Below are 22019 nucleotides of genomic sequence, written 5' to 3' on the forward strand. Positions count from 1 at the left end.
GCGCTTTTAATTCGTTTGCAATAGCAACTGCTGGATAAATGTGTCCACCAGTTCCTCCGCCGCTAATGATAAATTTATTTGCCATTATTTTTTGTTTATTACTGCATTCATTGGATTTTGTCCGTTCACCAAACTGTCGCCCTGTTCTGTTTTGTTATCTTGTTTTAAAGATTCACGAATAGAATACTTCATATCATTTACTTTATGCTCGTCTTCCGAAAGGTTTTCCACAGCATTTTCAGCATTCATTACCACAACTTCTCTTTCGATTAATCGCTGTAAAGCAGCTTCTTTATCTTGAAAATCTTTTAAATCAGCGGCAATTTCATCTTCTCTTTTAGTAACACTTAATATAATTCCTAACGACAAACACGTCATCCAAATAGAAGTTCCTCCACTACTAATTAATGGCAATGGTTGTCCTGTAACTGGCAATAATTCAACCGCTACACCCATATTAATTAAGGCTTGAATTATAATTGGAAAACCAAGTCCGATGATTAATAATTTTCCAAACAAATTTGTGGTTTTATTGGCTCGAATTAAGAATCTAAAAAACAACAGCATATAAAAAAACACCAAAACATATCCGCCAATTAAGCCGTATTCTTCAATAATAATGGCGAAAATAAAATCGGAAGACGATTGTGGTAAAAAATTCTTTTGAATACTTTTTCCAGGTCCTACGCCATTTATTTTCCCGACTGCAATGGCTATTTTAGCATTTTCAATTTGGTATTTATCTTCATCTGGTTTATCCGAGGTAAAATTTTCAATTCTACTCACCCAAGTATTTACACGACTAAAGGTTTTGTGTTTTGGAAAAGCTTGTGCCAATAGGAAAAAAAGCGCTAATAATGCCACACCTGAAGCTAATACAATTCCTAAATATTTTAATGGATATTGACCAATGTATAACAACATAAAAACCATTGCAAACATTAAGGCTGCCGTAGAAAAATTGGATGGTAAAATAAAGATTAAAACCGCTCCAACTGGAATCCAAATTTGGATTACCGAATCTTTAAACGTGTATTTGGTTTCGTTAATTTTTGTTAGCGTTCGAGCTACATATACCATTAAGATTGCAAAGGCAAGCGTAGAAGGTTGAAACGAAAAATTGACAAATGGAATTTCCAACCATCGACTTGCATTCGCACCACCAATTGTTTTTCCTTGTAATAATGTAAAAAGTAATGCTGGAATAATAATCCAAATGGCAAAAATGGAATATTTTTTAAACTTTTCGAAATGTAATTTGTGTGTTAAAAACACAATACCTAACCCTACAATAACATGTAAAAAATGCTTTAGCAACAATACTAATGTTGAACCTTTTCCATTACCAACTGTATATACTAAGTTTGTACTCGCGCTATATACGGGTAAAAAAGAAACCAAAGCCAATAATACAATTACAGCCCAAATGGTTTTATCTCCTTTAAGTTGGTTTATGATTTTGTTCATTTTTATTTGTTGCTTTGATTAATAAAATCAATTATAAATTTTGTACCGCTTGTTTAAATTTACGTCCTCTATCTTCGTAGTTTTCAAATAAATCGAAACTTGCACAAGCTGGAGAAAGTAGCACCGTATCGCCTTTTTCAGCCATTTTGTTTGCAATTTTTACTGCTTCAGACATTGAGGTTGTTTCTACAAACATTTCAACCAATCCTTCAAACTTATCGGCTAACTTTTTATTGTCGACACCTAAGCAAATGATGCCTTTTACTTTTTCACGAACCAATGCCATTAACTCGTCATAATCATTTCCTTTATCAACACCTCCAACAATCCAAACTGTTGGTGTAATCATACTATCTAAGGCAAAAAAGGTAGCGTTTACATTCGTAGCTTTCGAATCATTAATGTATTGCACATTATTAATTTTTAACACTTTTTCCAATCTGTGTTCTGCACCTTGAAAACTGGTTAAACTTTCTCTAATAGTTGCTTTTCTAATATTCATTAATTGTGCAACCGTTGTTGCAGCCATAGCGTTTTTTACGTTATGTTTTCCTTCTAAAGCAAGTTGATGAATTGGCATAGTAAATTGGTCTTCGTTAAGGTTGATATTTATTTCGTTATTCTCTGTTATGCTTCCGCCTTTAGTTAATTGTTTTGAAATTGAAAAAGGCACTTTGTTTGCTTTTGTTTGATGTGAGGCAAACCAATTTGAAATGGCTTCATCATCATCATCGTATATTAAATAATCTGTTTCTGTTTGATTCATTGTTATTCTGAACTTTGAATCGATATATAAATTGTAATCGTAATTGTATCTGTCCAAATGATCTGGACTAATATTCAAAATAATCGCTATATCTGGCTTATAATTTAGTATTCCGTCTAATTGAAAACTACTTAATTCTAACACATAACAATCGTGTTTATTTTCGGCTACTTGCCAAGCAAAACTTTTTCCAATATTTCCTGCTAAACCTACATTTAAACCACCTTGTTTCAGGATGTGATAGGTTAGCAAGGTTGTGGTAGTTTTACCATTACTTCCGGTAATTCCAATTGTTTTTGCAGTAGTAAAAGGCGCTGCAAATTCAATTTCTGAAATTACCGGAATATTCTTTTCAAGCAACTTTTTTACTATGGGCGCTTTATCTGGAATTCCAGGACTTTTCATTACTACATCGGCATTCAGAATTAAATTTTCTGTGTGCTTTTCGTCTTCCCAAGCAATTGCATTAATACTAAGAACTTCTTTATAATTTTCTTTTATTTTTCCAAAGTCGGACACAAAAACATCGTATCCTTTTTTCTTTCCCAGAATAGCTGTGCCAACGCCGCTTTCTCCACCGCCTAATATTACTAATCGCATTTTATCTTAATTTTAAAGATACTAATGAGAAAATAGCTAAAATGATGGCCACAATCCAGAAACGTGTTACGATTTTACTTTCGTGATAGCCTTTTTTCTGATAATGATGATGCAATGGTGACATTAAGAAAACACGACGTCCTTCGCCAAATTTCTTTTTGGTATATTTGAAATACGCTACTTGTAACACCACTGAAAAGTTTTCTGCTAAGAAAATTCCGCATAAAACAGGAATCATTAATTCTTTACGAACGGCAATAGCAATTACTGCGATAATTCCTCCGATAGTTAAACTTCCTGTATCGCCCATAAATACGGTTGCTGGATAGGTGTTGTACCATAAAAATCCAATAAGTGCTCCTACAAATGCGGCAATATATATGGTCATTTCACCCGAATTTGGGATGTACATAATATTTAAATAGTTAGAGAAAATAATATTTCCCGATACGAAGGTGAAAATACCTAAAACCAATACGGAAATGGCCGAAGTACCTGCCGCTAAACCATCGATCCCGTCTGTTAAGTTAGCGCCATTTGAAACTGCAGTAATTATAAAAATAACTACTGGAATAAAAATTAACCAAGCCCAATTTTGATAATCATTACCCATAAATGATAGTAATTCCGCATAATCAAACGTGTTATTTTTCATAAATGGAATGGTCGTTTCCATTGATTTCACTTCAGGTGAAGTAGTTTTAATTACTGTTTCTATTCCTTGCTTTCTTAAAACAACATCTTCTTTAATAGTTACGCTTGGATGAAAATATAAGGTAGCTCCAACTATAATTCCTAAACCAATCTGACCTATTACTTTAAACTTACCTTTTAATCCTTCTTTATCTTTTTTGAAAACTTTAATATAATCGTCTAAAAAACCAATACTTCCCATCCAAATAGTTGTCACCAAAAGCAAAATGATATAAATGTTATCTAATTTCGCCAATAGCAAAACCGGAACCAGCGTAGCCAAAATAATGATTAAACCACCCATAGTTGGCGTTCCTGCTTTTTGCACTTGCCCATCTAAACCTAACTCACGAACAGTTTCACCCACTTGTTTGTTTCGTAAATAGTTGATAATTCTTTTTCCATATATGGTAGAAATTAACAACGATAAAATCACCGCAATTCCAGAACGGAACGTGATGTATTGAAACAAACCTGCACCTGGCAAATTGTACGCTTCGTCTAAGTATTTAAAGATGTAGTATAACATAATTTTATAGGTTTAAATTCCAAACTTTTAAAATTCCAAATTCCAAAATTGGAATTTAGGATTTATTTTTTGAGTTTTATTTTTCTAATTGTTTTAATATTTCTTGTACGATTTGCATATCGTCAAAATCCTGACGGACTCCGTTTATTTCTTGATAGGTTTCGTGGCCTTTTCCTGCAATCAGAATAATGTCGCCTGAATTTGCCATTTGACAAGCGGTTTTTATGGCTTGTTTTCTATCTAAAATAGCTACTGTTTTTTTATAATTCTGAGCCTCTACTCCAGCTTCCATTTCATCAAGTATGGTTTGAGGATTTTCGGTTCTTGGATTGTCCGAAGTAAAAATGGCTTTATCGCTAAAAGAAGCTGCAATATTTGCCATAATTGGTCGTTTCGTTTTATCTCTATCGCCACCACACCCTACGATGGTAAATAATTGTTCGTTTTTAGTACGAATATTTTCTATTGTTTTCAGCACGTTTTCTAACGCATCTGGCGTATGTGCGTAATCCACAATTGCTGTAATTTTGGTAGTAGAAACCACAAACTGAAAACGACCTGAAACACTTTCTAATTCAGACAATAATCGTAATGCTTCTGTGCTTTCTATTCCTAATTCGAGTGCCACACCATAAATGGCTAAAATATTATATGCGTTAAACGAGCCTATTAGTTTCGTCCAAACTTCTTCGTTATTGATTTTTAAAACCAATCCCGTTAATTGATTTTCTAATATTTGTGCTTTAAAATCGGCATACGTTTTTAAGGCGTACGTTTTTTTTCTTGCTGCCGTATTTTGAAACATTACCTCACCATTTTTATCATCAACATTTGTGATAGCAAAAGCAGATTTTGGCAATCCATCGAAAAATGATTTTTTTACATCTCTATATTCTGCAAATGTTTCGTGATAATCTAAATGGTCGTGTGATAAATTAGTAAACACGCCACCTTCAAAATGTAAAGATTCGGTACGTTTTTGATGAATTCCGTGTGAGGAAACTTCCATAAAACAGAATTCGCAACCTACCGCAACCATTTCATCCAAATATTTATTAATAGTTAGTGAGTCAGGCGTAGTATGAGTCGCTTTATATTCTACCTCATCAACCATAATTTTTACGGTTGACAATAATCCTACTTTGTATCCTGCTTTTTTAAACATTTGATACAATAATGAGGCAATTGTAGTTTTTCCGTTTGTGCCTGTTATACCAACTAATTTTAGTTTTTCTGACGGATTATCGTAATAATTTGCTGATAAAAAGGCTAAAGCTTGATTAGAATTTTGCACCTTCACATACGTGCAATTTTCTGATAATGTTTTTGGTAAAACTTCACAAACGATAACCGATGCACCCAAAGAAATGGCTTTGTCAATAAATTGATGTCCATCTGAAAGTGTTCCTTTAATTGCTACAAAAACATCATTGTAAGATACTTTTCTGGAATCGAACTCGATTTTTTCTATAGTCAAATCAGTAGAACCGTGAACCGATTCAATGGCAACTTTATATAATATGTCTTTTAACTGGCTCACGATAATTCTATTGTAATGATTTGATTTTTCTTGAATGTTTCACCTGGATTGATGGATTGTTTTATTACTTTTCCAACTCCAATAAATTTTACTTTAAACCCTAAATTTTCTAATAAAGAAACCGCATCCATTCCTGCCATTCCTTTTACGTTTGGCACTTTGTTTGTGTTTCCTTGAGATTTTTTTTCAAATTCGCTGTATAAAGCTTCTTGTTTTTTACTTTTTAATTTGATGTTAGTAAACTTATTTGTGTTTGGAACATCTGTAAATATTTTTTGTGCAATACGTTTGAATACAGGTCCCGCTACATCAGCTCCATAATACCCTTTTGATTTATCTGGATTATGCACCACAACTATGCAAGAATATTTTGGTTGATCTGCAGGGAAATAGCCCACAAAAGAAGACGCATAAGACATTTCTGCTTTACTGTAATCTACCTGAGCAGTTCCTGTCTTACCAGCCATTGAAAAATCGGCAGAATACAAACTTTTACCTGTCCCGTTTTTAACTACATTTTCCAATACTTTTCTAACTTTTAATAAAGTTTCATCAGAACATATTTTCGGATTAATTACCTCAGGATCGTATTTTTTAATGGTTTTACTCCACTCTTTTATTTCGCTTACAAAAATTGGTTTTACCATTTTACCATCATTTGCTACCGCATTATACAAGGAAAGTGTTTGTAAAGGCGTCATAGAAACACCATATCCAAATGCCATCCAAGGCAACGTGGTGCCATACCAATTTTTAGCTCCTGGTTGTGGAATTACTGGTTGTCCTTCTCCTTTGATTTGTAAACCCTGTTTTTTATTTAATCCGTAACTGTTGATTCTATTGATAAATTGCCAAGGATTATTTTTATAGGCCTGATAAGTTGCTTGTACTAAAATGGTATTTGACGACACTTCAAAACCTTTTGCTAATGAAGCAATTCCGTATCCGTGATGATTTGAATCTTTTACAGGTCTGCCTTGAATCATAACTATACCACCATTTGAATTATAAACAGAACTGGTATCTGCTTTTTTATCATCAATTAAGGCAATTAAATCCATTAATTTAAAGGTAGAGCCCGGTTCGGGAGATTCCGTTAGTGCATAATTTTGAGTTTCGAAATACGAACCATCTTCCGATTTTCCTAAATTTGAAATGGCTTTTATGTAACCCGTGTTGGTTTCCATAACCACTACACATCCGTGGTCTGCTTTATAAAACTCTAATTGTTTTAAAAGTGCGTGATGTGCGATATCTTGAATAAAAACATCTATAGTTGAAATTACATCGTACCCGTCAACTGGATCTAATTCATTAACATCAGAAATAGGTTTCCATTGGTTTTTAGCAATTTTTTGCATCCAATGGTGGCCGTTTGTTCCGTTTAAATATTTACGAAACGCATATTCTAAACCTTTCCCTTGGTTGCCATCGCGTTCATAACCTATCGTTCTATTTGCAATTAATCCTACAGGATGTTTACGAACGGTTTGCTGCTCGGCAATAATTCCGCCTTTATTTGCTCCCAACTTAAATAACGGGAACTCTTTTACGCGCATATATTCGGTAAACGTTAATTTTTTAGCAACTAAAAAATACCTGTTTTTAGTGTTTTTAGCTTTTCTTAAATCTCTTTGAAATTCGCCAGATGATTTTCCTACAAGTTTTGCAAGTGAATCTGACAAGGCAACATAATATTTTTCAAAATTTTCTTCAGAAGGTGTTACGGCATCAAAACGGATGGTATATTCAGGAACTGAAGTAGCTAATAAACTTCCATCTGATGAGTAAATATTTCCTTTATTGGCAGGAATTTCGAAATTTTTGACGGTGCGTTGTTTGGCTAATTTTCTATAATAATCGCCACCTACCCACTGTATATTAAATAGTTTTATAGCAATCGCAAACGCAAACGCAACAACGCAAACCACCACAAATGCCAGTCGGTAAGAAATTATATTGTCGTTTTTTATTGCCATATTTTTAATTTATCTATAAAACTTTTTTCTTCAGGTTTACGTATTACAATTTTTTTTGGTGGAACAGTAGACGGCAAAATTTGTCTTGCTTCCATTTTTTTTGAAACGGTGGATTCCATTTTTAATTTCATGAGTTCAGAACGTGTATCTACAAATTTCGAACGCAACTCTTTCACTTCATTTGTTAAACTCGTAATCCTATAATTTTTTTCATCGTAGTTATGGTTAAAATACACCATTAACATAGCCAAGGAAAACAAGTAAATGATAAATTTCCAAGTTTTTAGCGCATCATCATCAATTAAGAATTTTGCTTTTAATAGACTATATATACTATTTTCTTTTGCCATTATTTTTTTTCTGCTACTCGTAATTTTGCACTTCTTGCTCTATTGTTTATTTCTATTTCTGCCGCTGAAGGGACAATTAGTTTTTCAATACTTTTAAAAGGCACCTCAAAATTTCCAAAAAAATCGCGTTCAGGTTCGCCTTCAAACATGCCATTTCTTATGAATCGTTTTACTAATCTGTCTTCTAATGAGTGATACGAAATAACACTTAATCTTCCTCCAGACACCAATAATTCTTCCGTTTGCATTAAAAATTCTTTTAATACTTCAATTTCTTGATTTACTTCTATACGGATGGCTTGATAAATTTGAGCTAAAATTTTATTTGCTTTATGCCCTGGCAAAAAACGAGACAAAACCTCTTTTAGTTGCTCAGAATTTTTAATTTTCTTATCTGCTCTTGCGGCTACAATTACGTTTGCCATAGCGCCGCCATTTTTCAATTCACCAAAATCAACAAAAACGCGTTTTAGTTCAGTTTCCGCATAATCATTTACCACTTCATACGCAGAAAGTGTATCATTTTGGTTCATTCTCATGTCTAAAGCGGCATCAAAACGAGTAGAAAAACCTCTATCAGCCACATCAAATTGATGAGAAGAAACGCCAAAATCGCCCAAAATTCCATCTACTTGCTTTACGCCGTGAAAACGTAAGAACCGTTTAATAAATCTGAAATTCTCATTAATTAAAACAAATCGTTCATCATCTATGGCATTTGCTAACGCATCTGTATCTTGATCAAAACCAAACAATTTTCCGTTTGGCCCTAAATGCTTCATAATTTCTCTTGAATGTCCACCGCCGCCAAAAGTGACATCAACGTAAATTCCGTCAGGTTTAATCTTTAAACCCGCAACTGTTTCTTTTAAAAGTACTGGGTTATGATATTCCATCTTCCTCTTCATTTTTGTTACCCATTACTTCTTCGGCTAAATCTGCAAAATCAACCATCGCGTGATCTAATGCAGATTCGTATAAATTTTTATCCCAAATTTCAATTATTGAAACCGCTGAGGACAATACAATATCTTTATCTATTTTAGAAAACAACACTAAATCTTTCGGGATTAACAACCTACCTGTAGCATCAATTTCAACCATCCTTACACCAGCAGTAAACGCTCTAATAAAATCGTTGTTCTTTTTAACAAAGCGATTTAATTTATTGATTTTCTGCATGACTTTATTCCATTCCTTCATCGGATACAATTCCAAGCAAGGCTGAAATACCGAACGCTTTAGCACGAAGCCTTCCTCAAAATTACCCAGTTGTTTTTTCAGAGGCGCAGGTACCATTAACCTTCCTTTTGCATCAACTTTACACTCGTATGTTCCTAAAAATGTATTCAACTTTTATAAATGAATTATTATTGAGACAAATTTAAAAAATATTTTACCACTTTTTACCACAAAATACCACTTTGTTAATAAGTTTTTGATTAAAATAGTTTGAAATACCACTTATGTACTGAAAATACTGATAATTACAAAGAATTTAAGTTTTTAACGATTAAATAAATTGTTGAAAAAACATTAAAAATTCCAGTAATGATTCTCAAAACAAATTGAAAATTAGAGTTTTAGCTTGGAAACAATTTAATAATCTGAATTATGAAAAAAATGTGAAAAAAAAATGTATTTTTGTACGTATTAGATAGTTGAACACGAAGACGTTTTTATGATAAAGAAAGAAAAAAAATATACGTATTTTGAATCAGGTGAAGGCACACCAATAATTGTGTTACATGGTTTGATGGGCGGCTTAAGTAATTTTGACGGAGTGGCTAATTTTTTTCCAAGTAAAGGATACAAAGTAATTATTCCTGAATTGCCGATTTATACGCAAAGTTTATTAAAAACTAATGTGAAAGCATTTGCCAGATATGTTAAAGACTTTATTGTTTTCAAAGGATTAGAACGTGTAATTTTGGTAGGAAATTCGTTAGGTGGACATATTGGTTTGTATTTTACGAAACAATATCCTGAATTAGTGAGAGGATTAGTAATTACTGGAAGTTCGGGATTGTACGAAAGCGCTATGGGTGAAAGTTACCCTAAACGTGGTGATTATGAATACATTAGAAAAAAAGCTGAAGACGTATTTTATAATCCAGAAGTGGCAACAAAAGAAATTATTGATGAGGTTTTTGCAACCGTAAACGACAGAATTAAACTTTTGAAAACGTTAACTATTGCCAAAAGCGCCATTCGTCATAATATGGCTAAAGATTTACCAAAAATGCATGTACCAACTTGTATTATTTGGGGAAAACAAGATAAAGTAACGCCACCAGAAGTAGCTGAAGAATTTAAAAAATTGCTTCCAAATTCTGAATTATATTGGATTGACAAATGTGGTCATGCCGCTATGATGGAAGAACCAGATCAATTTAATGATTTGTTATTTAAATGGCTTAGCGAGAAAAAATTATAAATTATGGAAAAATCTATTGAAAATAATATAGAAAATATAAAATCGATATTTATAAAATACAACGCCAAAAGTGCCTATATTTTTGGAAGTATGACAAAAAACAATTATCACGAAAAAAGCGATGTTGATTTTTTATTTAGTTTCTATGACGATTTAGATTACGAAACGTATGCATTAAATTATTTTAGTCTCTTAAACGAATTGGAAAATTTATTACAAAAACCAATTGAATTAGTAGCTGAAAAAACATTAAAAAATAAATACCTAATTGAAAGTATAAACGAAAGTAAATTTCAAATTATATGACGACTAGAGAAGAAAAAAAATTACTTTTAGACATCGTTGATTGTATTAATTCTATTGATGAACATCTAGAAAATCGAAGAATTTTAGAGGAATATCTAGCAAGCAAAACTAAAAGAAGAGCCGTAGAAAGAGAATTAGAAATAATTGGAGAAGCTATGTCTAAACTTTTAAAAATAAACCCAAAAATAAAAATATCTTATTCTAGAACTATAGTTGACTTGCGAAATAAAGTAATACATGCCTATGATAGTGTTGACGATATTTTAATTTGGAAGATAATCATGAAAGATTTACCATTATTATTATCCGAATCAAATAACTTATTAAATGAAAATTAATACCGCAGAATTTGTAATTAGTAATTCCGAAGTGGAAAAATGTCCGAAAGACAGAATTCCAGAATATGCTTTTATTGGACGATCAAATGTTGGGAAATCATCATTAATTAATATGATTACCAATCATAAAAACCTTGCTAAAACCTCTGGAAGACCGGGAAAAACCCAATTAATCAACCATTTTTTAATTAACAAAAACTGGCATTTAGTAGATTTACCAGGTTATGGATACGCAAAAGTTTCTAAAACCACAAAAGCAAAATTTCAACAATTTATTACTGATTATTTCGAAAGCAGAGAACAACTTATTTGTGCGTTTGTTTTAGTAGATATTAGACACGAACCACAAAAAATTGACACTGAATTTATTGAATATTTAGGTGAAAGTGAAATTCCGTTTTGTATTGTTTTTACAAAAGCAGACAAATTAGGAAAAACGCATATTCACAAACACGTGGAAGCATACAAGAAAAATTTATTAGCCAATGATTGGGCAGAAATGCCACAATATTTTATTACCTCAGCCGAAAGCACTTTAGGTAAAGAAGAAATTTTGACTTACATTGATGAAGTAAATCAGAACTTGTTTACAGGATCTGATTTTTAATAAGAAGTACGCGGATTCTAAAGATTATAATAATTTATTTAACCCTTCAAAATTTATAAATCTTGGAGGGTTTTTTAATTTACTTCAATAACAACGAGTGCTGCGTCATAGCTTCTGGTTGCGCAATTCCCATTAAATCTAAAATTGTTGGGGCAACATCTCCTAAAACACCTGATTGAATGTGTATTTTATCGTTATCTACTAAAATTACAGGTACTGGATTGGTTGTATGTGCCGTATTTGGCGAACCGTCTGGATTTATCATGGTTTCGCAATTTCCGTGATCTGCAATTACTATTGTAGTGTACTGATTTGCTAAAGCTGTTTCTATAATTTCTTTTACGCAAACATCAACGGCTTCACATGCTTTTATAGCTGCTGGCATACTTCCGGTGTGACCAACCATATCGCCATTTGCAAAATTTAAACACACAAAATCAACCTCTCCTTTTTGTAATTCTGGTACTAAGGCATCTTTTAATTCGAAAGCACTCATTTCAGGTTGTAAATCGTAAGTGGCTACTTTTGGTGAATTTTTTAAAATACGTGATTCCCCATCAAACGGTTCCTCTCTTCCACCAGAAAAGAAAAAAGTTACGTGCGGATATTTCTCTGTTTCTGCAATTCTGATTTGTTTTTTCCCTGCTTTGGAAAGTACTTCTCCTAAGGTTTCAGTAATATTATCTTTATCATAAATAACGTGTACATTAGTATAGGTATCGTCATAATTGGTTAACGTAACATAATACAACGGTAATTTGTGCATATTTTGTTCATGAAAATCGGTTTGCGAAAGCGCCTCGGTTAATTCTCTTCCTCTATCCGTTCGGAAATTAAAGAAAATTACCACATCTTCAGGCTGAATAACTTGTCCTTCTTCAGAAAATAAAGGCTGAATAAATTCATCTGTTACGTTTTCATCATAACTTTTTTGAATACTTTCTGCGAAATTTGATGATTTTTCACCAATTCCTTTCACTAACAAATCATATGCTAATTTTACACGTTCCCAACGTTTGTCTCTATCCATTGCGTAATATCTACCAATTACTGATGCTAATTTAGCCGGAGTATTCGATAGAAAATTTTGTAAATCTTGTATGTATTTTTTTCCAGATTTTGGATCTACATCTCGCCCATCTGTAAAAGCATGAACATACATATTTGTTACACCATTTTCCTGAGCTGCTTCAATTAATCCTCGTAAATGTGAAGTATGTGAATGCACACCACCATCTGAAACCAAACCTAAAAAATGAACGTTTTTACCATTTGACTTTGCGTAATTAAACGCATCAAGTAAAGGTTTTTCGTTTTTTAATGTATGATTTTTAACTGCTAAATTAATTTTGGCTAAATCTTGGTATACAATACGACCTGCGCCTAAATTCATATGACCTACTTCTGAATTTCCCATTTGACCTTCGGGTAAACCTACGTGAAGTCCATCTGTACGCAATTCGGCATTTGGATAGTTTTTATATAGCGAATCTATAAATGGTGTATTGGCATTATCTATAGCTGAAACTTTAGGGTCTGGAGAATGTCCCCAACCATCTAAAATCATTAAAATTACTTTTTTGTTCATCAGTGTCGTATTTAAGTTACGAAGTTACTGATTTTTTAAACGCCCATTTAAAAAAATTATTAACGAAAAGGTTTTCTGAAACTTTTAATCAATAAAAAGTATTGTTTTAAGATTTGAATACGTTTTTGGCTTGATTGTAATCTATGAAATATCGAATACTGATAGAAAATGTATGATTTAGATCTTCATGATTAAATACTTTCTTAGTATTATAAACAAAATTCTTGTCTATTGTATTTTGAAAAATTCCAGAAGTATTTCGGTATAAAAAAGACATTTGACTACCCGGTGCAAACCACCAACTATAAGACAAATCAAAGTTCCATAAATTTAAATTCTGGTTGGCATTATCCGTGTAAGAATACCCTTCAGTATAACCATTTTCTAATAATTTATAGTACGAATTATTTTCGGAAAACGACCAATAATGCCTTAGCTTTAATCCAAAATTCATATTTGCAGTGATGGAATATTTTCCTTCTAAACTCGTTTCTAAAGTTTGATTGTCTCTTTTTGCGAAAATAATATCATTTCCTACTTGATCAACTCGACCTAAGTCTTGATATTCGTTGTTAAAGTTATTCCTGTAAATTAAGGATAATTTATCGTTAAATCGATATCTCGGACTTATATCAATTCCCCAATACCACCAACCTTTTGTTTCTGTAATTCCAATATTTGGGTTGATGTCAAATGCAAATTTATTGTTGTAATTGGTAGAAATAAAACCCCACATACCATAATTTTTCGGGAAAATTACAAATCTTCCTTGGGCTTGAGGATTATAAAAATTATATTTTTCAAACGGATCTATATTGATTCCAATACCTGCGGAATGATTTTTTTTATTGGTTAAATTTAAATTAATATTAAAATTTTGCTCTTGCAGATAGTTGGTCGCTTTATCGAATTGCGCAAAGGAATTCAAACTTATTCTAAATGAATTTAATTTTTCTGTAGATTGTAGCAGTCTGTAATTTGCATTAGCGCTAATAGAATAATAATTGGTTTGAAAATTAACCCCTAAATCATTATTATCATAGTCTTTGGAAACATATTCTCCAAAAACCGAAAATCTAATTTTTCCAGAAGTTTCTCCAAATCCTAAATTTGCCGTAATTCCGTTTTTGTTCTGAAAATTGGCATAATTATTTACATAACTATATTTTAAGGCACCGTTTAAATTGTACGTATTCTTTTTTGTATTTAAATCGAAAGTTGTCGCTGTAACATTTGCGTCTCTAAAATTCCCATTTCGAGTGACGTTTGTATTAATTAATGATACAGAAGAATTTCCATTAAAACGCTGATCTAAAACCAAAACATTATAATTGGCCAAAGGCTCAACCGTTTCTGTCCTTGTGTTTCCAGTATTTACATCACGAATAACAACATCGGTTTTTTTAGTGACTGTATTTAAAAAACCAACGCCCAATCCGTCTTTCGTTCGACCTGAAACTTTAACGGCATTGACTAAATCAATTGTGTTTGGAAAATCTATGACTTCTTCTGTTTCTGAAATTTCTGGGTATTTACTGGCGCGTTGCCCAATTCTTCTGGAATAAAACAAACCTCCTTTATTAAACAAATCGGTTCCTTCTGTAAAAAAAGGTCTGTTTTCGTTAAATATTTGTTCAAAAGGGCCTAGATTTAAAATCTTATCATCAAATCTGGTTTGACCAAAATCAGGAATCAAAACCATATCTAATGTAAAAGCATCGGTTAATCCGTATTTTAAATCTAAACCGCCTTTTAAAGTTCCGAACGATTTATCTTTACCAAAACTATTTAAATAAAAAGAAGAATAGGGTATCAAAAATAAACGTGTTGGTGTATTAATTTTTTCAATTCCCTTTAAAATTCCAGCTTGTTGTGTAAAAAATCCTTTTCTGTTATCTACAGGATTCCAAGTAAACATTTGTCGGTTTCTTCTCAATTCTCTAAAAAAGTTAATACCCCAAGTTTGTTTCTCTTCCTCAGAAAAACGAAGTGCGGCATACGGAATTTTCATTTCAACTACCCAACCAATATCTGTAATTTTTGCTTTACTTTCCCATATGGCATCCCATGAAGTGTCTTCATTCTCAGTAGTTCTTACTAAATCCATTTGTCCATCAGAAGCACTTACAAAAAAACTAAATTCTTGCTGACCATCATTGAAACCATTGATAAAAACTCCAAAAAAATCCGCTGCACCAATATCATCTCTTTCTGAGATTTCTCTTAAAATTTTAGAAGGTTCATTATCATATAAAATTGCTCCTACATAAATGGCATCATCATCGTACAGTACTTTTACTTCTGTTCGAAGTTCAGGTAATTCTGGCTTTCCATTTTCTTGGTTAAACATAACAAAGTTTTTTGCTATTGGCACATCTTTCCAATCCTCTTCATTTAGTGATGCATCAATTTTAATAGGATTTTTTATTTTAATAGTAATAATTTCCTTTTTATTGTTTACTGGCAAAAATGGATTTGATGTTACCATTTCTTGAGCAAAAGAAAATTGAAATAAGATAAGTATACTAAGAATTTGAAAACGATTCATGAAAATATTTTGTAATAAAATTGATTAGTATAACTATTGCCAAATTTGTTTCATTATCAAATGTTAATTTTTGAAATTAATTTTAATATCTACTAATTTTAACAAAAATCTTCAAACATAAAAAAGCATATTACCGACAAAACGTTAAAAAATATCGTTAAAAAACACTAATTTATTTTTTTTATTCAAAATTACAATTATATTTGCCTGTGTTCGTTTTAAAAAAAACAACAAATACAATGCGTTATACATTTTTACCTTTTATTTTTTTAGGTTTCATGTTGCTTTTTTCAGTTAATGAAAATCTGGTAAATAGAACTTTTCAAATCAATAGCTTTACAACAAATGTTGTGAAACCAATTGCTATGGTAAAAAATGAGGCAGACAATATTAAGGAAAAATCAGAATTATTATATTGTGAAATTCAACCTGAAGGATTTTCGTTACCCGAATTAGAAATTTTCACAAAAGCATTTGAAGGTTACACGGCTTTAGAAGCGCAAGGGAAAATTAAAAACAACATATTAACAATTATTGATTTCTCTTTATCTTCTACAAAAGACAGAATGTGGGTAATTGATATGGTTCACAAAAAAGTTATTTTACAAACATTAGTTTCTCACGGTATAAAATCTGGTAAAGAATTTGCAAAATCGTTTTCTAACCAAAATGAATCTAATAAAAGTAGTTTAGGTTTTTATTTAACCGGTGAAACCTATATTGGAAAACATGGTATTTCGTTAAAATTAGACGGTTTAGAATTTGGGCTCAACGACAAAGCAAGAGAAAGAGCTGTCGTAATTCATGGCGCTGAATATGTTTCTAAAAAATTAGCAAATAAACAAGGGTACTTAGGCAGAAGTCAAGGTTGTCCTGCAGTAGCTACAGCAATTGCTCCAAAATTAATTCATACTATAAAAAATAAATCGGTGCTATTTATTTATCATCCTACAAGAATGTACGTTAATAAATCTAAATTAGTTTCTTAATTTATCGTACAATTTTTTATCTAAGTCGTACATATCGTCTCTAAATTGAAAACCCGAAGCGTTTAACCAACTTGTCCAATATAATAAATGTACGTAGGTTGGTTCTTTTATTTTTATGTAATAAGGTGATTTATTTTTTTTAATTATAGTATCGATTTCATTTCCGTTTGCCCATCTTTCATTATCTTGTTTTATTAGAATTTTTTTAGCCAAATCTACCGGATTTTGTACCCGAACACACCCCGAACTTAATGCCCTAAATGACAAATCGAAATAATCTCTGTGATTGGTATCATGTAAATACACGGTGTGATGATTAGGAAAATTAAATTTAACTACACCTAATGAGTTGTTATATCCATGATTTTGAACATATCTATAACTTGTTGCTTTATCTGGATTCCAATTTGAGGGAGAAACAATAGTGTTTTTTGCATTATAAATTAGAATTCTATTTCTGGTAAAATAACTTCTATTTGCTGCCGCTTCTACTGATAAATCTTCTTTAATTATTGTTGGCGGAACCGTCCAAGTCGGATTAAAAACAAAATTAGACAACTTCGAATCTAAAATTGGTGTCATCCTTTTAGGTTTTCCACAAACAATTTTATGTGTAGCTAAAGTATCCTGGTTTTTTATAAACCGCAAAGAATAATCCGGTAAATTAATTAATAAGTATTGCTCACCAAAATCTCTTGGAAACCAACGCCAACGCTCTAAATTGGCTAAAATTTGTGAACGTCGTGTTTCTACATTATAATTTAATGCTTTAATGGTACCGTAACCAATAACTCCATCTGCTAATAAACCATGTCTTGCTTGAAATTTTTTTACGGCTTCAAACATTGAACGATCATAAATTGTAGAGTAATTTGTATTATTTTCGTCTAAATCATTCCAATATACCAATCGCTTTTTAATTTCTTTAACTTCAATTGAAGTATCATTATATTTTAATTTTATCGTTTTTTTTAACGAATCGAAATTACTTTCTGGCATTTTATCTATAAGAACTAATGCCTCTTTTAACGAACTATAAATTGGATGATTTGGTAATAAATTTTTTATTGAAGATGCTATTTTTTTTGAAGAAATAGCTGCTTTCAAATGGTTTGCCATAGAAAGTGGTTTATCAAACAAATCCCAATTTTCATATATATCATTAGGATTTAATTTTCCTCTATAATACTGATTACAAAGTTTATCATAGGATTGAGTTAATAAAATATCATACGCTAATTTTTCATCTAAAGTTAACGAATCCAACCTAACTTCTAATTGAAATATTTTATTGATATTAAAATCTTGAGGGTTTAATCCTTCTCGTTTTGATTTTTCTATTTGTACGATTAAATCTTCTCTATTTTCCGCATCTACCCATATTTCATGATTGCCAAATGCAGCATAAATACTTTTAATACTGTCGGATTTATCCGACAATACATCTTCAGGAATGGCATGGATGGTGATTTTTCTGATGGTATCGTAATAATCTTCACTTACAACAAATTCATCATCCTTACTGAGTTTGAAAGACACAATAATAACAATAATTAATACTACACTGAATAGAAAAAACTTTTTCATTCAATTAAAAATTTTTCAAATTTACCAAAAAATACTGGCATTATTACTCAAAAGCAAAAATGATTCCAAATTAAACATCAAAACATTTATACATTAAAAAATGTGAACCAATCTCAGGAATTTCAAACGAAGCGCCTTTTTTAGTACATCCTAATTTTTCATAAAATGGCACTGCAGTTTCTCGTGCGTTAAACCAAAGTAATTCTGTTTTTTGCAATTGAATAAAATTGAAAATCTCTTCAATCAATAACTTTCCAAAACCAGCACTTTGGTACTCCTCTAAAATTGCCATTCCACGCAATTGAAATTGATTTTTTATATCGAAATTTTCATTATTTGATGTAAAAACAGAAGCTACTCCTATTATATTATTTTCAATATATAAACCAAAATGTGTAGTCCCAACAGCATCATCACCTAAAAAAAAGCAGGTCTCAATAGGTTTTCCTTGTCTTAAGACGGCACTTCTAACCGGAAAAGTATCTAAATAATTGATATTATTAATCGTAATTTTATTCATAAAGCATTATAAATTAATAATTTACAAGTGTGCTATTTAAAATTTTTATTATTTTTATTAAAAAACTTGCAATTAATCAGTTTTTCATATTATATTTGCACTCACCAAAATAAAATGCGAAAGTAGCTCAGTTGGTAGAGCGTCAGCCTTCCAAGCTGAATGTCGCGAGTTCGACCCTCGTCTTTCGCTCTAAAACTTATTGAATTTTAAAATTCTACCATGCGAAAGTAGCTCAGTTGGTAGAGCGTCAGCCTTCCAAGCTGAATGTCGCGAGTTCGACCCTCGTCTTTCGCTCTAAAGCCTCAATTTTTTTGAGGCTTTTTTATTTTAAGTTACTTAAATCCGTTCCTGTTTCAATTTCGATTGGTTCTTTTCCTTGCTGAAAAAGTCGCGCAGGCAAATCACCTTTTAATGTAATTTTATTTCCTAATACTTCTAACCAACTTCCTTCTCTTAATCCTAAAACCGATTGCGGATTATACTGATGAAATTCTTTTATTCTCGTTTCTCTCGTTTCTCCCATATGTTGAGAACCTTCTATTGGATCTAAATAATGCGGATTTAAATTAAAAGAAACCAATCCTAACGTTCTAAAACTCGGCGGATAAACTATTGGCATATCATTAGTAGTATTCATAGTTAAACCACAAATATTACTTCCTGCACTTGTTCCTAAATAAGGCGTTCCGTTTTCAACCACTTTCTGAATGGCATCTAATAGATTATACTTGTACAACATATCTACTAAAACAAACGTATTTCCTCCACCAGTAAAAATGGCTTCTGCGTTTAGTATCGCTTCAATCGGATTTTCAAACTGATGTATTCCTTTTACTTCAATATTTAATTGTTTAAAAAACGGTTTTACTTTTTCTGTATATTCATCGTGAGTAATTCCTCCTGGTCTTGCAAAGGGGATAAATATTAAATTTGAAACAGATGCAAAATGTTCTGTTAAAGTTGGTAATAAATAATCTAAAAAAGTACCTCCAAAAACAGTTGATGTACTTGCAATAAGCGCCTTTTTCATATATTATAATAAATTTACTTTATTCTTAACAAAATTTTATATCGATTGTAATTTTGTTCTATTATTTTTACAGAAAATTAATTCTGTTTACTATTAAAAAATATATACAAATATTTTTACTTTTTCTCTCCCAAATGGTTATCTCACAAAACGATTCTATAATTAAGGGGAAAATCATTGTAGATACCAATTTCAATGACGGAGTAACTATTGTAAATATTTCAAACAAAATTAATACAATTTCTGGAAACGGCGGCTATTTTACAATAAAAGCAAAAGTAAATGACACTTTATTATTTTCATCATTACACTTTGATGTAATTAAATTAAAAATAAATCAAACTGATTTTGGTCAGAATTTATTATTTGTAAAAATGACACCCCGATCAAAATTAATTGAAAAAATATTAATTACAAACCAAACTGTTATTACTGCTGAAAGCTTAGGTTTGGTTCCAAAAGGGCAAAAAAGATATACTGTAGCGGAAAGAAGGATTTTATCAAGCGAAATTGGAAAAGTTTCAATTGGTGGGTTAATTAATTTAATAACAGGTTATAACAAAGAATTGAAAAGAAATCTTGAAATAGAGAAAAAAGAAATGTTAATTGAAAAAATTAGAAATCAATTTGAGAAAGATTATTTTGTAACTACATTACAAATTCCCGAAAATTATATAGATGGATTTTTATATTATATTGGAGAAGATAAAAAATCGTATGAAATTTTAAATGGCAACGATAAATATACTAAAATGTTTAAATTAGCGGATTTAGCTGTAGAATATTTAAAAACTATAAAAACTGAAAGCTCAAAATAATTTGAAAAACTACTTACAAATACTATTCCTATTACTATCTCAATTTGTAGTCTCGCAAAACGATTCTATAATTAAGGGAAAAATCATTGTTGAAACTGACGACAATGAAGGAATTACAATTGTAAATATTTCAAACAAAATTAATACAATTTCTGGAAACGGCGGCTATTTTAAAATAAAAGCAAAAGTAAACGACACCATAATGTTTAGCGCCATTCACTTAGTTGGCAAAAAACACATCATTACAAAAAAAGATTTTGGCAAAGATTTACTTTTTATAAAATTAGACATTTATACCCGTCATATTAAAGAAATTATGGTTACGAATGCCGATGATATCACTGCAGAATCTTTAGGATTGGTTCCGAAAGGGCAAAAAAAATATACACCAGCAGAAAGACGTTTGAAAACCGCAGGTGATTTTAATGGTCAGTTTGGTCTTAATACTGCTTTTAGTATTGATCCCTTATTAAACGCTATTTCTGGTAGAACCAAACAATTAAAAGCAGAATTAGAAGTAGAACGAAAAGAATTTTTACAATATAAAATAAATAGTAACTTTGATTCCGAATACATTATGAATCAATTACACATTCCTGAAGAATATGTACAAGGATTTGTTTTTTATATTGTAGAAGATGAAGAATTAAAAAACGCGGCTAAAGCAAAAAACAAAACGCTAATTGCTTTTCGAATGAGCGCGCTTGCTGTTGATTTTTTGAAATTGAAAAATTTACAACCCTATTATCCAAAACCAGTTGAACCAGAAAAAAGTACAGAAGAAAATTCTGTACCAGAAACTGAAATAGAACCTAAAAAAAATGAATAAAATAAAGTTAAGCTTACTGGTAATATTATTTTCATTTTTGAGTGCTTTTACTTTGCATAAGTTTTATGTTGGGGTTTTTCAGATAGATTATTTTAAAGAAAAAAAAGCGGTTCAAATTACAGCACGACTATTTATTGATGATTTAGAAAAGGCATTATATAAAAAACACAACAAACATATTTACATCACTACAAAAGATGAAATTGCAGAAGCAAATACTTTAATTGCTGATTATTTATCCGAAAAATTAAAAATTAAACTCAATAATAAAAGTCAATCACTACAATTTTTAACCAAAGAACAAGAAGATAATATTGTAATTTGCTATTTGAAAATTCCTTTTAAAGACAACATTAAAGATTTTGAAATTACCAATACCGTTTTATCCGATATTTTTAAAGAACAACAAAATTTAGTACATTTGAACTTAAATAGTAACAAAAAAACACTTTTGTTTACTAATACAGAAACCAACCAAAAACTGAAATATAAATAATT

Annotated in this window: 22 protein-coding genes and 2 tRNA genes; 10 read left to right on the top strand and 14 right to left on the bottom strand. The window is 31.1% G+C overall.

The window, feature by feature from the left end; genetic code table 11:
- From ABWO04_RS02730 to mraZ, 9 genes are all read right to left on the bottom strand, one after another.
- On the bottom strand, nt 1-85 hold an 85-nt coding region (locus ABWO04_RS02730), incomplete at its 3' end, for a glycosyltransferase (protein ID WP_353077145.1).
- On the bottom strand, nt 85-1467 hold the full coding sequence (locus tag ABWO04_RS02735; RefSeq protein ID WP_353077096.1) for an FtsW/RodA/SpoVE family cell cycle protein: 1383 nt from the start codon (nt 1465-1467) through the stop codon (nt 85-87). The genes ABWO04_RS02730 and ABWO04_RS02735, both read right to left, overlap by 1 nt.
- A gap of 31 nt (nt 1468-1498) precedes the next feature.
- On the bottom strand, nt 1499-2833 hold the full coding sequence (murD, locus tag ABWO04_RS02740) for a UDP-N-acetylmuramoyl-L-alanine--D-glutamate ligase (RefSeq protein WP_353077098.1): 1335 nt from the start codon (nt 2831-2833) through the stop codon (nt 1499-1501).
- Nucleotide 2834: 1 nt separating this feature from the next.
- Nucleotides 2835-4055: a phospho-N-acetylmuramoyl-pentapeptide-transferase gene (gene mraY / locus ABWO04_RS02745; protein ID WP_353077099.1), complete on the bottom strand. Its 1221-nt coding sequence runs from the start codon at nt 4053-4055 to the stop codon at nt 2835-2837.
- Nucleotides 4056-4131: 76 nt separating this feature from the next.
- Nucleotides 4132-5595, bottom strand: coding sequence for a UDP-N-acetylmuramoyl-L-alanyl-D-glutamate--2,6-diaminopimelate ligase (locus tag ABWO04_RS02750; protein ID WP_353077101.1), 1464 nt, complete (start codon nt 5593-5595; stop codon nt 4132-4134).
- Nucleotides 5592-7574 carry a PASTA domain-containing penicillin-binding protein gene (locus ABWO04_RS02755; protein WP_353077103.1) on the bottom strand — a complete coding sequence of 661 codons (1983 nt, stop codon included), beginning with the start codon at nt 7572-7574 and terminating at the stop codon, nt 5592-5594. Before ABWO04_RS02755 ends, ABWO04_RS02750 begins: the two co-directional genes overlap by 4 nt.
- Nucleotides 7565-7924 (bottom strand): FtsL-like putative cell division protein, encoded by a 360-nt coding sequence (locus ABWO04_RS02760; protein WP_353077105.1) that lies wholly within the window; start codon nt 7922-7924, stop codon nt 7565-7567. Before ABWO04_RS02760 ends, ABWO04_RS02755 begins: the two co-directional genes overlap by 10 nt.
- Nucleotides 7924-8832, bottom strand: coding sequence for a 16S rRNA (cytosine(1402)-N(4))-methyltransferase RsmH (rsmH, locus tag ABWO04_RS02765; protein ID WP_353077107.1), 909 nt, complete (start codon nt 8830-8832; stop codon nt 7924-7926). Before rsmH ends, ABWO04_RS02760 begins: the two co-directional genes overlap by 1 nt.
- Nucleotides 8807-9277, bottom strand: coding sequence for a division/cell wall cluster transcriptional repressor MraZ (gene mraZ / locus ABWO04_RS02770; protein ID WP_353077109.1), 471 nt, complete (start codon nt 9275-9277; stop codon nt 8807-8809). The genes rsmH and mraZ overlap by 26 nt, the downstream gene beginning before the upstream one ends.
- A gap of 328 nt (nt 9278-9605) precedes the next feature.
- Between mraZ and ABWO04_RS02775 the strand changes: the two genes are divergently transcribed.
- The 4 genes from ABWO04_RS02775 to yihA are packed head-to-tail and all read left to right on the top strand — an operon-like array spanning nt 9606 to nt 11612.
- Nucleotides 9606-10361, top strand: coding sequence for an alpha/beta fold hydrolase (locus ABWO04_RS02775; protein ID WP_353077111.1), 756 nt, complete (start codon nt 9606-9608; stop codon nt 10359-10361).
- A 3-nt stretch (nt 10362-10364) separates the two neighbouring features.
- On the top strand, nt 10365-10667 hold the full coding sequence (locus ABWO04_RS02780; RefSeq protein ID WP_353077112.1) for a nucleotidyltransferase family protein: 303 nt from the start codon (nt 10365-10367) through the stop codon (nt 10665-10667).
- Entirely contained in the window at nt 10664-11005 is a 342-nt protein-coding gene (locus tag ABWO04_RS02785; protein WP_353077114.1) for a HepT-like ribonuclease domain-containing protein, read from the top strand. The genes ABWO04_RS02780 and ABWO04_RS02785 overlap by 4 nt, the downstream gene beginning before the upstream one ends.
- Nucleotides 10995-11612, top strand: a complete 618-nt coding sequence (gene yihA / locus ABWO04_RS02790; protein ID WP_353077116.1) for a ribosome biogenesis GTP-binding protein YihA/YsxC — start codon at nt 10995-10997, stop codon at nt 11610-11612. The genes ABWO04_RS02785 and yihA overlap by 11 nt, the downstream gene beginning before the upstream one ends.
- A 79-nt stretch (nt 11613-11691) precedes the next feature.
- Here yihA and gpmI read toward each other — a convergent pair whose 3' ends face one another.
- Together gpmI and ABWO04_RS02800 are read right to left on the bottom strand one after the other, a co-directional pair.
- Nucleotides 11692-13200 carry a 2,3-bisphosphoglycerate-independent phosphoglycerate mutase gene (gpmI, locus tag ABWO04_RS02795; RefSeq protein WP_353077117.1) on the bottom strand — a complete coding sequence of 503 codons (1509 nt, stop codon included), beginning with the start codon at nt 13198-13200 and terminating at the stop codon, nt 11692-11694.
- Nucleotides 13201-13306: 106 nt separating this feature from the next.
- Complete coding sequence (locus ABWO04_RS02800; protein WP_353077119.1) at nt 13307-15748, bottom strand: DUF5916 domain-containing protein; 2442 nt, start codon at nt 15746-15748, stop codon at nt 13307-13309.
- Nucleotides 15749-15987: 239 nt separating this feature from the next.
- Here ABWO04_RS02800 and ABWO04_RS02805 point away from each other — a divergent pair, with 239 nt between their 5' ends.
- Nucleotides 15988-16737, top strand: coding sequence for a murein L,D-transpeptidase catalytic domain family protein (locus tag ABWO04_RS02805; RefSeq protein ID WP_353077121.1), 750 nt, complete (start codon nt 15988-15990; stop codon nt 16735-16737).
- On the opposite strand, the gene ABWO04_RS02810 is transcribed toward ABWO04_RS02805, so the two are convergent.
- Together ABWO04_RS02810 and ABWO04_RS02815 are read right to left on the bottom strand one after the other, a co-directional pair.
- Nucleotides 16726-18324 carry a L,D-transpeptidase family protein gene (locus tag ABWO04_RS02810; RefSeq protein ID WP_353077122.1) on the bottom strand — a complete coding sequence of 533 codons (1599 nt, stop codon included), beginning with the start codon at nt 18322-18324 and terminating at the stop codon, nt 16726-16728. The genes ABWO04_RS02805 and ABWO04_RS02810 overlap by 12 nt on opposite strands.
- Nucleotides 18325-18394: 70 nt before the next feature.
- The gene (locus ABWO04_RS02815; protein WP_353077124.1) at nt 18395-18844 is read right to left on the bottom strand and encodes a GNAT family N-acetyltransferase; all 450 of its coding nucleotides are present in this window, start codon (nt 18842-18844) and stop codon (nt 18395-18397) included.
- A gap of 116 nt (nt 18845-18960) precedes the next feature.
- Here ABWO04_RS02815 and ABWO04_RS02820 point away from each other — a divergent pair.
- Both ABWO04_RS02820 and ABWO04_RS02825 read left to right on the top strand, forming a co-directional pair.
- Nucleotides 18961-19033, top strand: a tRNA-Gly gene (locus ABWO04_RS02820).
- 32 nt (nt 19034-19065) lie between these two features.
- Nucleotides 19066-19138, top strand: a tRNA-Gly gene (locus tag ABWO04_RS02825).
- Nucleotides 19139-19166: 28 nt separating this feature from the next.
- Here the strand turns inward: ABWO04_RS02825 and pepE are convergent.
- Nucleotides 19167-19874 (bottom strand): dipeptidase PepE, encoded by a 708-nt coding sequence (pepE, locus tag ABWO04_RS02830; protein WP_353077126.1) that lies wholly within the window; start codon nt 19872-19874, stop codon nt 19167-19169.
- A gap of 134 nt (nt 19875-20008) precedes the next feature.
- On the opposite strand from pepE, the gene ABWO04_RS02835 reads away from it, so the two are divergent.
- The 3 genes from ABWO04_RS02835 to ABWO04_RS02845 are packed head-to-tail and all read left to right on the top strand — an operon-like array spanning nt 20009 to nt 22017.
- The gene (locus ABWO04_RS02835) at nt 20009-20692 is read left to right on the top strand and encodes a BamP family beta-assembly machinery protein (protein ID WP_353077128.1); all 684 of its coding nucleotides are present in this window, start codon (nt 20009-20011) and stop codon (nt 20690-20692) included.
- A gap of 1 nt (nt 20693) precedes the next feature.
- Complete coding sequence (locus ABWO04_RS02840) at nt 20694-21521, top strand: hypothetical protein (RefSeq protein WP_353077129.1); 828 nt, start codon at nt 20694-20696, stop codon at nt 21519-21521.
- Complete coding sequence (locus ABWO04_RS02845; RefSeq protein WP_353077130.1) at nt 21514-22017, top strand: DUF6702 family protein; 504 nt, start codon at nt 21514-21516, stop codon at nt 22015-22017. The genes ABWO04_RS02840 and ABWO04_RS02845 overlap by 8 nt, the downstream gene beginning before the upstream one ends.
- The last annotated feature ends 2 nt before the right edge of the window (nt 22018-22019 follow it).

It is taken from the genome of Flavobacterium sp. (genome assembly GCF_040382755.1).
Classification (GTDB): Bacteria; Bacteroidota; Bacteroidia; order Flavobacteriales; family Flavobacteriaceae; genus Flavobacterium.